Raw genomic sequence first — 13,247 nt, 5'->3', positions numbered from 1 at the left:
ACCACTATGAGGACTATAAGTGGTTAGATCCTGCTGGCCGCCGACCCGGCTGTCAACGATCTTCGTCCGGGTAGACTCGGTGGGGTTGTACTGAGTCTTCTCTGGAGAACGGACTGTTTCGTGTTCGATACGCTTTCTGATCGGTTGTCGGCGACCTTCAAGAACCTGCGTGGTAAGGGCAAGCTGACCGATGCCGACATCGAGGCGACGACGCGGGAGATCCGGATCGCGCTGCTGGAGGCGGATGTCGCGCTGCCGGTGGTGAAGGAGTTCATCGGCGCCGTCCGTGAGCGGGCGAGCGGGTCCGAGGTCCGCGGCGGGCTGAACCCGGCGCAGCAGGTCATCAAGATCGTCAACGAGGAACTGGTGACGATCCTCGGTGGCGAGACCCGTGAGCTGCGGATGGCGAAGCGGCCGCCGACGGTGATCATGCTGGCCGGTCTGCAGGGTGCCGGTAAGACGACCCTGGCCGGGAAGCTGGCCAAGTGGCTGAAGGAGACCCGCCACCAGACGCCGATGCTGGTCGCGGCCGACCTCCAGCGGCCGAACGCGGTGACCCAGCTGCAGGTGGTCGGCGAGCGGGCCGGCGTACCGGTGTTCGCGCCCGAGCCGGGCAACGGCGTGGGCGACCCGGTGGACGTCGCCCGGAGGGCGATGGACGAGGCCCGGACCAAGCAGCACAGCGTGGTGATCGTCGACACGGCCGGCCGGCTGGGTGTCGACGAGGAGCTGATGAAGCAGGCCGCGGACATCCGGGACGCGGTCACCCCGGACGAGATCCTGTTCGTGGTCGACGCGATGATCGGTCAGGACGCGGTCACCACGGCCCAGGCGTTCCTGGACGGGGTCGGCTTCGACGGCGTCGTCCTGTCCAAGCTGGACGGTGACGCTCGCGGTGGTGCCGCGCTGTCGATCGCGCAGGTCACCGGCCGCCAGGTGATGTTCGCCAGCAACGGCGAGAAGCTCGAGGACTTCGACGTCTTCCACCCCGACCGGATGGCCTCGCGCATCCTCGGCATGGGTGACGTGATGAGCCTGATCGAGCAGGCCGAGCGCACCTTCGACGCGGAGCAGGCCGCCAAGACCGCGGCCAAGCTGCAGAAGAAGGGCGGCAAGGACTTCACCCTGGACGACTTCCTCGCCCAGATGCAGTCGGTCCGCAAGATGGGTCCGCTGACGAAGATCTTCGGCATGCTGCCGGGCGCGAACCAGTTCAAGGACCAGCTGGAGAACTTCGACGAGCGTGAGATCGACCGGATCGAGGCGGTCATCCACTCGATGACCCCGGCCGAGCGGGCCGACCCGAACATCATCAACGGCTCCCGCCGGGCCCGGATCGCGAAGGGTTCCGGCACCGAGGTCGCCACCGTCAGCGGCCTGGTCGAGCGGTTCTTCGAGGCCCGCAAGATGATGAACGCGATGGCGACCGGCAAGGGCCTGCCGAACATGCCCGGGATGCCCGGGATGCCGGGCATGGCCGGTGGCGGCGGCGCCCGGAAGGCGAAGCAGCAGGCGAAGAAGGGCAAGAAGCGCGGCTCGGGCAACCCCGCCAAGCGGGCGAACCAGGGCAGCCGGCAGCCGTCGGAGCCGCAGCCGGGCCAGCTGCCGGCCGCGTTCGGCGGCGGCCAGAACGGCGGCGACTTCGAGCTCCCGGACGACCTGAAGAAGATGCTCGGCGGCGGCCGGTAGGGACGAGGGAGGGCCGGGAACCAACGGCCCCACCGCCGCGCCGTGCCGCGGGCGCGGCAATCGAATACGGCGCACCGTGACCGGTTGTCCGTAGACCCTGGACGGCTAAGATCGTGCCTACGCCCGAAGCACCGTGTACTGCGAACGTCGAAGGACGGCTCGGATGAGGCAGCAGTTCAGGAACCTGGACACGTGGCGGGGGAAGCTGACCGCCACCTGGGTCATCTTGGCTCCGCCCACCGCCATGGTCGCCGTCTTCGTCGCCGGGGGCGTCACCTCGAACACGTTCATCGTGGACGCCCACGCGCTGGCCCAGCCGCGCCAGGACGCCCAGTTCGACGAGTTGGCCGACAACCTCCCGAGCCGGCCGGGTGCCGACGGCAGCTTGCCGACCCAGGAGAAGTCGCAGATCCAGGTGCCGGTGACCGGTGCGGTCGACGGTCCGGTGCAGCCGATCCCGGGGATCACCGGGAACCCGTCGGGCATTCCGGGCACGGTGCTGGCGGCGTACCAGAAGGCTGCCAACGACCTGGCCCTGGCGAAGCCGGGCTGTCACATCACCTGGCCGCTGCTGGCCGGGATCGGCAAGGTCGAGTCCGCGCACGCCAGCGGCGGCAGGCTGGACGCCAGCGGCAACACCCGCGGCAAGATCCTCGGCCCGGTCCTCGACGGCGGCCCGGGGATCGCCGCGATCACCGACACCGACCAGGGCCTGTACGACGGCAACACCTCCTGGGACCGCGCGGTCGGCCCTATGCAGTTCATCCCGGGGACGTGGAAGGCGTTCGGGGCGGACGGCAACGGTGACGGCGTGAAGAACCCGCACAACATCTACGACGCGGCCCGGGCGGCCGGCGACTACCTGTGCTCGGGCGGGGCGAACCTGGCCGACCCGCAGGGCCTGGTCCAGGCGGTGCTGCGCTACAACCACTCGATGGACTACGTGTCCACCGTGCTCCGGTGGATGCAGTCGTACGCGAACCAGACGGTGACGATCCCGGACACCGACGGCACGATCGACCCGCCGGTCGACGACAACGGCAACGTGGACCACTCGAACGACCCCACCCGTTCCGACAGCGACACGAACACCCCGGCGACGACCTCGACGCCCACGCCGGCGCCGACGGTGTCGCGGACGACGACCGCCCCGCCGCCGAGCACCTCGAAGCCGGCCACGACGTCGAAGCCGCCGACGACGCAGAAACCGCCGATGACGACGAAGCCGACGACCAGGCCGACGCCGTCGGACAGCCCGACGTCCACGCCGACGAAGACCCCGGGCACCCCGTCCGAGACGCCGACCGAGACGCCCTCCGAGACGCCGTCGGAGACGCCCTCCGAGACGCCGTCGGAGACTCCCTCCGGGACCCCGTCCGAGACGCCCTCGGAGACGCCTACGCCGACGCCCACCAACACCCCGGGATGTGAGACGCCGGCGCCCACCGCGACGCCGACGGCCACCCCGACGCCGGACCCGTGCGCGACCCCGGCGGGGGAGTCGACACCAGGCACCGAAGCCCGGTAGCTGAGCCGGTAGGTTTCAGCCCGGGGTAACCGGGCAGGTTACCCCGGTCCGCGCGCCCGGAACGGCCGGATCCAGGCGGGAACGGCGCCCGTTGTCAGGTGTGTTGGCGGCTCAGGTAACTTTGCGTCGTCTTGATGTAACTTTCTGGCGTATGGATCGTTGAGGGGACTATGCGCCTAACCCGTAGTGGTAACCGTCGGGTCAAAATCATCATCGCTTCACTGTGCACGGCCCCGCTCCTGGTCGGGGCCATCGTGACAGTCGCCTCGGGCGGGGCCGGTGCCTCCGGCCGGCTCGCGGCGGACAGTCCGGTCGCTCCGTCGCCTGGAGCCGGGCTCAACAGCGGTGAGTTCGACGAACTGACGATGATCGTTCCGCAGCGTCCCGGAGTGGACGGCCGGCTCGGTTCGGACAAGCCTGCCCGTGCCGACGTGCCCGTGCAGGGTGCGACCGACGGCCGGTCCGTGGTCCGGCCGGGACGACCAGGTGCCGTCAACGGCATCCCGCGCGGGGTTTTCCCCGCCTACCGCCGCGCCACCGCGAATCTCGCCGTGGTCCGGCCGAACTGTGGTCTCACCTGGCCGTTGCTGGCCGGGATCGGCAAGGTCGAGTCCGACCACGCCAGCGGCGGCCGGGTCGACGTGGCCGGCACCACCCGGGGGAAGATCCTCGGCCCGGTGCTGAACGGCCGCGGCGGCAACGGCCGGATCACCGACTCCGACAAGGGCCGGTACGACGGCGACCTCACCTGGGACCGGGCCGTCGGGCCGATGCAGATCATCCCGCAGGTGTGGACCGAGTTCGGCGCCGACGGCAACGGTGACGGCTTCCGCAACCCGAACAACGTGTACGACGCGGTCACCACGGTCGCGGTGTACCTGTGCTCCGAGGGCGGCGACCTGAAGAGCCCGCGGGACCTGGTCGCGTCCCTGCTGCGGTACCAGCACTCCAAGGACTTCGTCGCCACCGTGCTGAAGTGGATGCGGGTCTACAGCAAGAACGCGGTGCTCATCCCGAACGAGAAGGGCAGCCTGTCGGTCGCCAGGTCGAGCGGCAACGCCGAGCGCAAGGTGGACCCGCGCGAGGTGCCGGACGTCGCGGACGACAAGCCGGCGACGGCGACGTCGACGTCGGCGACGCCGAAGCCGACCGCGCCGGCGACGACGACGCACGAGCCGACCGTGCCGGACCCGGCGGACACGCCGACCAAGGAGCCGACGCACAAGCCGACCCGGCCGACGACGCGTCCGACGCCGACCCCGAAGCCGACTCCCACGCCGACGCCGACGCCGACCCCCACGCCGACGCCGACCCCGACGCCGACTCCGACCCCGTCGGACACGCCGACCAGTTCGCCGTGCGCAAGCACCGACCCGACCACGCCGACCTGCACGCCGGGCGGCGGCTCGCACGGCTGACACACAGCCGGTTAACGTCGCGGTATGACGGACAGTGCACTGACAGACAGGGGCGTACTCAGGCTCGTCGGCACGGTGTTGCCGGCCGGCGAGCGGCAGGAACTCCACCTCAGCGGTGGGCTGGTCGTCGACCGGCCCACCGCTGCCGATGTCAGCACCGTGCACACCGGCGGCTGGATCGTGCCCGGCCTGGTCGACGCGCACTGCCACATCGGCCTGGACCAGCACGGTGCCGTCGACCGGGAGACCCAGGAGCAGCAGGCGATCGCCGACCGGGAGGCCGGCGCGCTGCTGGTCCGGGATGCGGGCTCGGCCGCGGACACCCGGTGGATCGACGACCGCGAGGACCTGCCGAAGATCATCCGGGCCGGCCGGCACATCGCCCGCTCCAAGCGCTACATCCGCAACTACGGCTGGGAGATCGAGCCGGACGAACTGGTCGCGTACGTCGAGCAGGAGGCCCGCCGCGGTGACGGCTGGGTGAAGCTGGTCGGCGACTGGATCGACCGGGACGCCGGGGACCTGACCGCCTGCTGGCCCGCGGAGGCTTTGGATGCGGCGATCGCGCGGGCTCACGACCTCGGTGCCCGGGTCACCGCGCACGTGTTCGGTGAGCACGCCCTTCCCGACCTGCTGGCCGCCGGCATCGACTGCATCGAGCACGGCACCGGGGTGCTTCCGGACATGCTCGGCCAGCTGGCCGGGCGCGGCGTCGCCGTGGTCCCGACGCTGATCCAGTTGGAGAACTTCCCGGAGTACGCCGACCAGGCCGCCGCGAAGTTCCCGGTGTACTCGGCGCACATGCGCGACCTGTACGACCGCCGCCTCGAGCGACTCCGCGACGCCTACGAGGCCGGCGTACCGGTGTACGCCGGGACCGATGCGGGTGGCGTGCTCGGGCACGGACTGGTGGCCCAGGAGATCCAGGCGCTGACGTCGATCGGCATGTCGGGGGAGCAGGCACTGGCCGCCGGATCGTGGGCGGCGCGCGACTGGCTGGGGGTCCCCAGCACGTTGCAGCCGGGCGACCCGGCCGATCTGGTGGTGTACGACGAGGATCCGCGAACGAACCCGGCCGTCCTCACCCACCCCCGGGTGATCCTGTTGCGTGGCAAGGTTGTCTTCAGCGCGTGACGGTGTGAGTTCAGGCCGTGATCGGAAGAAGTTCACTCAAACGCTGGCCGTGGCGGAAGAATTTGGCCTAGCGTGACCTCGGGACCGCCGACGCCCCTCGGCGGACCGGATCAGGGAAGGAACCGCCCAATGGGGAAAACCGCCCGAGTACCCATGTCCAGACTCACCGCGCTGCTCGCCACCGCGGCCGCCGGCGCCCTCGCACTGAGTGCCCTGCCCAGCAACGCGGCCGAGCCGGTCGAGTCGACCGCAACCACTGGGCTCGCCGCCGCGTTCGACGCCGCGGCAGCCACGTACGACGTACCCAGGGAAGTGCTCGTCGGTGTCGGCTATACCGAGTCGCACCTCGACGGCCACAACGGCCTGCCCAGCCAGGCGAACGGGTACGGCGTGATGCACCTGGTCAGCAACGACGTCAACCCGACGATGTCCGAGGCAACGAAACTCACCGGGCTGCCGGTGGAGAAGCTGGCCAAGGACACCGCGTCGAACATCCTCGGCGCGGCCGCCGTCCTGGACGCGTACGCCGACGCCGCGAAGCTGACCGACCGGTCGGACCTCGGCCAGTGGTACGAGGTGATCGCGAAGTACTCGCACTCCGCGGACGCGCCGACCGGCCGGCTCTACACCGACGAGGTCTACAAGATCATCGGTCAGGGCGTGAACGCCGCCGGCGTCACCACCGAGCCGAAGAAGGTCACCCCGGACCGTGGCGCGTACGCGACCGTGGCTCCGCTCGGCACCCGGACGCCGGCCTCGGTGGCGGCCGTGGACTACCCGGGCGCGATCTGGAACGCGGCCAGCGGCAGCAACTACCGGGTCGGCCGGACCGAGGCGATCTCCACGATCGTCGTCCACGTGACCCAGGGGTCGTACGCCGGCACGATCAGCTGGTTCAAGAACCCGTCGTCGCAGGTGAGCGCGCACTACGTCGTCCGCTCCAGCGACGGCCAGGTCACCCAGATGGTCGCCGAGAAGGACACCGCCTGGCACGTCCGCAGCGCGAACCCGTACACGATCGGCATCGAGCACGAGGGCTGGGTCGACCAGCCGTCCTGGTTCACCGACGCGATGTACCGCTCGTCGGCCGCGCTGACCCGCAACATCGCCGACCGCCGCGGCATCCCGAAGGACCGGGCCCACATCAAGGGTCACAACGAGATCCCCGGCAACGACCACACCGACCCGGGTCCGCACTGGAACTGGAACTACTACATGGAGTTGGTGAACGGCGGGAACCCGAACCCGCCGGAGTACAACTTCACCACCTACGGCACCGGCGTCCGGGTCCGCTCGGCGCCCAGCCTGTCCGCCTCCGTCGTCACATCGCTGCCAGGCCCGACCCAGGTGTGGGTCGAGTGCCAGGTGCAGGGTGACCCGGTCACCGCCGAAGGCACAACCAACAACTGGTGGTCCAAGCTGCGCGACCAGGGCGGCTACATGACCAACATCTACATCGACCACCCCGACCCGAAGCTCCCAGGAGTACCGGAGTGCTAGCCGGCGGGTGAGGAAAGAGTAGAGCCTGCTGTACCGACCTGGCCGGGTCGTCTGGCGGAGGATGGTGCTCTGGAAGCTTGACCCAGGCAACTTCACGCTCCTCGGGGTCGGCGTCGACAGCTGGCCGGAAGCGCTCGTTCTCGGTCCACTGCAGATCCTGGTCAGTTTGGGCGTACTGGGCTGGGCTGCGCCCGCGGTGGCCCGTCGGCACGCACAAGCGGTCCGCGACGTGCTGGCGCCGAGTGAAGCCGAGCTCCTGTCGGCGCGGGTCGAAGAACTCACCAGGAGCCGGGCAGGCGCGGTCGACTCGCACGGAGCCGAACTGCGCCGGATCGAGCGGGATCTGCACGACGGCACGCAGGCACAGCTGGTTCCGCTGGCCATGCGCATCGGGATCGCCAAGCAGATGATGGCCGACGACCCGGACAGGGCCGCCAAGCTGCTCGACGACGCCCGTGACGGCGCGGAGCAGGCCATGAACGAGTTACGCGGCGTACTGCGGACCATGTACCCGCCGATCCTGGCCGACCGCGGTCTGGCCGGTGCGGCCCCGCACTGTGCGCCCGCTGTCCGCTGCCGGTGGAGCTGCGGCTGGGTGAGCTGGGCCAGGTCCCGGCCCCGGTGGAGGCCGCGGCGTACTTCGTCGTCGCCGAGTCGCTCACCAACATCACCAAACACAGCGCCGCCGGGCATGTCGACGTCATGATGGAACGGCGTGGGCCGGAGCTCTACCTGGCGATCACCGACGACGGGATCGGTGGTGCGCGGATCAGCGAGCAGTCCGACCTGCTGGGCCGGGGGACTCGGTCTGCTGCTCGGCAACTCCGGCTTCGAGGTGGTCGCGGTCGCCGGTGGCGCGGACGAGTTCGCCGGGATCGTCGCCGAGCAGGAGCCGGAGATCGCGATGGTCGACGTCCGCCTGCCGCCGACCTTCACCGACGAGGGTCTCCGGGCCGCGATCGAGGCCCGCCGGATCCGCCCCGGCCTGCCGGTGCTCGTCTTCTCGCAGTACGTCGAGGAGGTGTACGCCGCCGAGCTCCTGGCCGCCGGGAGCGAAGGCGTCGGTTACCTGCTCAAGGACCGGGTCTCCCGGGTGGACGAGTTCCTCGAGGCGGTACGGCGCGTGGCCGCCGGCGGGACCGTGCTCGACCCGGAGGTGGTCGGCCAGTTGATGGTGAGGCGGAGCAGCCCGCTGGACCGGCTGACGCCCCGCGAACGCGACGTGCTCGGGCATGGCGGAAGGGCTCGGCAACACGGCGATCGCGGAGAAGCTGGTGATCTCCGAAGGTGCCGTCCACAAGCACGTCGGCAACGTCTTCCTCAAGCTCGATCTCCCCCCGACCGACTCCGGTCACCGCCGGGTGCTCGCCGTACTCGCCCATCTCGGGCTCTGACAACGTCGGCCACCAGCCCTTGACGAGTCGTCCGCGGTAGGCCACCCTCAAGTGCGAGAGCGCTCTCACACACCGAACCGCCCCTAGGTGAGGAGAGTCCGATGAAAGTCCTTCTAGCCGCCGTGCTCGCGGTGAGCGCGGTGACCGTCCCCAGCCAGGCCGTCGCGGCCCAGCCTCTGGCCGTGCCGGGACAGGCCGCGGCCATGCAACGAGACTTCGGCCTGACCGAGTCGCAAGTGCGGCAACGCCTCGAGGCCGAGACGTCGGCCGCGAAGTTGCTGCCCGCCGCCCAGAAGGCCGCCGGCGCCGACTTCGGCGGCGCCTGGTACGACGCCGCCCAGCAGAAGCTCGTGGTCGGACTCGCCCGGCCCGGCCACGCGGCCGCCGTCCGCGCGACCGGTGCCGAGACCACCGCCGTACCCGTGACCGCGGCGGAGCTCGACCGGCGCAAGGCCGCGGTCGACGAACTGGCCGGCAAGGCGGTGCCCGACGCCGTCAGCGGCTGGGCGGCCGATCCGCGTACCGGCACCGTGGTCATCAACGTGCAGGCAGGCAAGCGGTCCAAGGCCGTCGACGCGTTCGTGGCCAGGGTGGCGAAGGCCGGCGCGGTCACGGTCCGGGAGGTGGCCGCCCAGGCGCCGCGGACGTTCGCGGCCGGCACGGTCGGCGGCGACCCGTACTACGTCAGCAACATCCGCTGCTCGATCGGGTTCTCCGTGCACGGCGGCTTCGTCACCGCCGGCCACTGTGGTCGCGGCGGCACCGTCCGCGGCTGGGACGGCACGGACATCGGCAGCTTCCGCGGCTGGTCGTTCCCCGACAACGACTACGGCTGGGTCTCGGTCGGCAACGGCTGGTGGACCGTGCCGGTCGTGTACGGCTGGGGCCAGACGAGCGACCGGCTGGTTCGCGGCTCGTGGGAGGCGCCGATCGGTTCCTCGGTCTGCCGGAGCGGGTCGACCACCCACTGGCACTGCGGCACGATCCTGGCGAAGAACGAGACCGTGAACTACGGCAACGGCCAACTGTTCCACGGCGCGACCAAGACCAGCGTGTGCGCCGAGGGCGGCGACTCCGGTGGGTCGTTCATCACCGGTGACCAGGCCCAGGGCGTCACCTCGGGTGGCTGGGGCAACTGCAGCAGCGGCGGCGAGACCTGGTTCCAGCCGGTCAACGAGATCCTGTCGGCGTACGGGCTCACCTTGCACACCGCCTGAGAAACGCCACGGCTCCCCTTGCGCACAAGGGGAGCCGCGGTGCGGTCTCAGGCCTCGTTCGGCACCGGCTCGAGCGTCGGCTTCTCGTCCTCGTCCTTCTTGGTCGCGAGCGAGTCGATCAGCTGCTTGGCCAGCGCGAACCCGGACCCGCCCATGGTGATGGTCTTCACCAGGGTGTCCTCGATGCCCTGGGCACCGTTCAGCACGACCATGTTGCCGACCTTCTCGAACGAGCTCGCCGCCGCGGAGACGATCTGCGGGTACGCCTCGGCCAGCTGCTGGGCGACGACGGCGTCGGTGTTGGTCGCCAGCGCCTCGGCCCGGGCCTTGATACCGGCCGCCTCGGCCATCGCCTTCGCCTGGACGGCGGCGGCCTCGGCCTTACCGGTCAGCTCGGTCGCCTTCGCCTCGGCCTCACCGCGCAGCGCGACCTCGCGGGCCTGCGCCTCGGCGGCCGCGATCTGCGCGTCCCGGGCCGCCTGGGCGAGCGTCCGCTGCTTGTAGGCCTCGGCGTCGGCCGGCTTCAGCACCGTCGACTCCAGCTGCTTCTCGGCCAGCGAGGCATTCAGCTTCGCGGTCTCGGTCTCGGCGACGACGACCTCCTGCCGGGCCAGCGCCTCGGCCAGCGGACCGGCCTGCGAGGCCTTCGACTTCGCCTGGTCGACCTCGGCCTGGTAGCCGGCCTGGGCGATCGAGCTCTCCCGGACGGCGGCGGCCTTCTTCGCGGCCGCGGCCTGCTCGCGCTCGGTCGCCTCCCGGTCCCGCTCGGCCTGCGCGATCCGGGCGGCCGCCTCGACCGCCGCGGCCTGCGGGCGGCCGAGGTTCTTGATGTAGCCGGACTCGTCGTCGATCTCCTGGATCTGCAGCGAGTCGACCACCAGGCCGAGCTTCTCCATGTCGCCGGCCAGCGAGCCGCGGATGTTCGTGGTCAGCGTCTCCCGGTCGTGCAGCATCTCCTCGACCGTGGTCGAACCGACGATCGCCCGCAGGTGACCGGCGAACAGTTCGTGGATCGTGCTCATCACCTGCTCGTCGCTCTGCTCCAGGAACCGCCGGGCGGCGTTCGCGATCGAGCCGTAGTCGTCACCGACCTTGTACGCCGTGACGCCCTTGATGTGCAGCGGGATGCCCTGGCTGGACACGCACGTCACCGTCAGCGGCGTCGCCCGGATGTCCAGCGGCAGCCGCCGTACGGTCTGGAAGCCGGGCAGCACCGCGGTGCCGCGGCCGACGACGATCTTGAAACCGAGGGTCTCGTTCACCTGGTCCTGGCTGGAGTGCGCGCCGAGACCGGAGATGATCAGGGCCTCGTTCGGTTCGGCCACCCGCCAGACCATCCGGAACAGGATGAGCAGGACCACCAGCGCGATCGCGCCGATGATCAGGTACGTCCAGAGCATTTCCCCTCCAAGGGACTGCGGCTATCGAGAGCGAGGGTTGTTTCAGAAGGCGCGAGCGACGTAGACCGTGCGCGGCGGGTCGAACTCGACCACCACCACCGGCGTGCCCACCTCGATCACCTCGTCGGTTGCCGGGTAAGCGTAGAAGGCCTCGGTGGCACCGCGCACCGGCAGCATCACCTCGCCGACGATCCCCGGCGCGATCCGGCCGATCACGCGTCCCCGCTTCCCCACCATGACGCCCCTCCGACGTAGCCCGGCCGACTTCAGTTCCCGAAGCCTAGTCCCATGACGGCTTGTGGCCGCGACGGTACAGGCGCATCGTTGGAGAAGATCGGCCTGGGGACGTTGGGGAGCGCTGATGGGAGCTGAAGTCCGGGTCGGGGTCGTCGAGGAGGGGTCGAACGACGCGCGGCTCGAGGAACTGGCCCTGCTGCTGCGGCAGGAGTTGCTGGCACTCGACGTTCGCGCGGTCGAGCCCTACCGGGAGGGCGACGTGCCGGAGGGCACGCGCGGGCCGGGGCTGGCCGCGCTCGCCGGCGTACTGAGTGTGTCGCTCCAGCCTGGTCTGCAGGTGCTCGGCTCGGTCGTCGCGGTGGTGCGCGACTGGCTGCGGCGGTCGGGCAGCGGCCGGACGGTCAAGGTCACGATCGACGGCGACACCATCGAGCTGAGCGGAGCCAGTGACGCGGTCCAGCAGCAACTGGTCGATGCCTGGGTCCGCAAGCACCAGACCGGGGCGGATGCATGAAATGGACGGCTCTCGCGTCGCGCTAGTGATAGCGAACGACCAGTACGACGACGCCGGCCTGCGCAGCCTGGTCGCGCCGGCGCAGGACGCGGCCGCCTTGGCCGAGGTGCTCGCGGACCCGTCGGTCGGCGGGTTCGAGGTGCAGGTCATGCGCAACGCCGCCGCGCAGGAGATCAGGCTCGCCGTGGAGGACTTCTTCGCCGACCGGGCACCCGAGGACCTGCTGATGCTGCACTTCTCCTGCCACGGCCTGAAGAACGCGGCGGGCGAACTGTTCCTGGCCGTCGCGGACACCAAGCCGACGCGGCTGGCCTCGACCGCGGTGGCGGCCGACTTCGTCAACCGGCAGATGGCCGACAGCCGAGCGCAGCGGATCGCGCTGTTCCTGGATTGTTGCTACGGAGGTGCTTTTCCGCGCGGGATGGTCGTGCGCGCGGCCGGTGAGGCGCAGGTGCGGGACGTCTTCGCGGGGCAGGAGGAAGTCGGCGGTGGACGCGGGCGAGTGGTGGTGACGGCGTCGAGCGCGATGGAGTACGCCTTCGAGGGCGGACAGCTGGCGTCGGACGCGTCGGCACCGTCGGTGTTCACCAGTGCGGTCGTGGACGGGCTGTCGACCGGTGAGGCCGACCGCGACGGTGACGGCTGGGTGGGCCTGACCGAGCTGGTCGGGTACGTCTCCGACCGGGTCCGCCGGGTGACGCCCAACCAGAATCCGCAGATGTGGACGTTCGGCTCGCAGGGCGAGCTGCTGATCGCCCGCAGCCGGATCCGGCGGATCACCCCGGCACCGCTGGCGCCAGAGCTGTTGGAGGCGATGGCCAGTCCGTTGCCGGCCGCAAGGTTCGGCGTGGTCGACTACCTGCGTGAGCGACTCGTCGGCAGCGATCTGAGTCAGGCGTACGCCGCGTGGCAGGCGCTGGGCCCGATGGTGGACGACGACAGCCGACGGGTCGCGCTGGCGGCCGCGGAGGCACTCGAGCAAGGCGTGCCGCGGGCGACACCGGCCGAGCTGGACCTTGGTCCGGCGGGCGCGGCCGAACTACGGTTGGAGGGACCGCCACTCGCTCTGACCGCCGTGGCGTCGTCCACTGCCGAGTGGCTCAAGCTCGAACAGGACGGCCCGCTGATCCGCGTCCGCGCCGGCGGTCCTCCGGACGGCGACGCAACCGTCGTCCTCAGCGGCCCGACCGGCGAGCTCACCGTCCCGGTCCACCAG

11 protein-coding genes and 1 pseudogene are annotated in these 13,247 nt (G+C 70.5%); 10 read left to right on the top strand and 2 right to left on the bottom strand.

The window, feature by feature from the left end:
• The first annotated feature begins 120 nt into the window (after positions 1-120).
• From ffh to E1218_RS05960, 8 genes and pseudogenes are all read left to right on the top strand, one after another.
• On the top strand, positions 121-1,689 hold the full coding sequence (gene ffh / locus E1218_RS05995; RefSeq protein WP_132317088.1) for a signal recognition particle protein: 1,569 nt from the start codon (positions 121-123) through the stop codon (positions 1,687-1,689).
• 163 nt (positions 1,690-1,852) lie between these two features.
• Complete coding sequence (locus E1218_RS05990; RefSeq protein ID WP_132317086.1) at positions 1,853-3,217, top strand: lytic transglycosylase domain-containing protein; 1,365 nt, start codon at positions 1,853-1,855, stop codon at positions 3,215-3,217.
• A gap of 254 nt (positions 3,218-3,471) precedes the next feature.
• Positions 3,472-4,635 carry a lytic transglycosylase domain-containing protein gene (locus E1218_RS05985; RefSeq protein WP_233712035.1) on the top strand — a complete coding sequence of 388 codons (1,164 nt, stop codon included), beginning with the start codon at positions 3,472-3,474 and terminating at the stop codon, positions 4,633-4,635.
• Positions 4,636-4,659: 24 nt separating this feature from the next.
• Positions 4,660-5,769, top strand: coding sequence for an amidohydrolase family protein (locus E1218_RS05980; RefSeq protein WP_165949144.1), 1,110 nt, complete (start codon positions 4,660-4,662; stop codon positions 5,767-5,769).
• 153 nt (positions 5,770-5,922) lie between these two features.
• On the top strand, positions 5,923-7,269 hold the full coding sequence (locus E1218_RS05975; RefSeq protein ID WP_233712034.1) for an N-acetylmuramoyl-L-alanine amidase: 1,347 nt from the start codon (positions 5,923-5,925) through the stop codon (positions 7,267-7,269).
• A gap of 64 nt (positions 7,270-7,333) precedes the next feature.
• Entirely contained in the window at positions 7,334-7,975 is a 642-nt protein-coding gene (locus E1218_RS05970; protein ID WP_233712033.1) for a sensor histidine kinase, read from the top strand.
• A 51-nt stretch (positions 7,976-8,026) separates the two neighbouring features.
• Positions 8,027-8,663: pseudogene (locus E1218_RS05965) on the top strand (LuxR C-terminal-related transcriptional regulator).
• Positions 8,664-8,764: 101 nt separating this feature from the next.
• The gene (locus tag E1218_RS05960; RefSeq protein WP_132317080.1) at positions 8,765-9,880 is read left to right on the top strand and encodes a S1 family peptidase; all 1,116 of its coding nucleotides are present in this window, start codon (positions 8,765-8,767) and stop codon (positions 9,878-9,880) included.
• A 47-nt stretch (positions 9,881-9,927) separates the two neighbouring features.
• Here E1218_RS05960 and E1218_RS05955 read toward each other — a convergent pair whose 3' ends face one another.
• Positions 9,928-11,280: a flotillin family protein gene (locus E1218_RS05955; protein ID WP_132317078.1), complete on the bottom strand. Its 1,353-nt coding sequence runs from the start codon at positions 11,278-11,280 to the stop codon at positions 9,928-9,930.
• Positions 11,281-11,322: 42 nt separating this feature from the next.
• The gene (locus E1218_RS05950) at positions 11,323-11,517 is read right to left on the bottom strand and encodes a hypothetical protein (protein WP_132317076.1); all 195 of its coding nucleotides are present in this window, start codon (positions 11,515-11,517) and stop codon (positions 11,323-11,325) included.
• Between the two features lie 124 nt (positions 11,518-11,641).
• On the opposite strand from E1218_RS05950, the gene E1218_RS05945 reads away from it, so the two are divergent.
• Both E1218_RS05945 and E1218_RS05940 read left to right on the top strand, forming a co-directional pair.
• On the top strand, positions 11,642-12,031 hold the full coding sequence (locus E1218_RS05945) for an effector-associated constant component EACC1 (protein WP_132317074.1): 390 nt from the start codon (positions 11,642-11,644) through the stop codon (positions 12,029-12,031).
• Position 12,032: 1 nt separating this feature from the next.
• Positions 12,033-13,247: caspase family protein (locus tag E1218_RS05940; RefSeq protein WP_165949143.1), on the top strand; the 1,215-nt coding region annotated here is incomplete at its 3' end.

Origin of the sequence: Kribbella turkmenica (genome assembly GCF_004348725.1) — a bacterium.
GTDB lineage: Bacteria > Actinomycetota > Actinomycetes > Propionibacteriales > Kribbellaceae > Kribbella > Kribbella turkmenica.
Note: the sequence above shows the minus strand (reverse complement) of the source record. Positions and strands in the feature narration are given on the sequence as shown.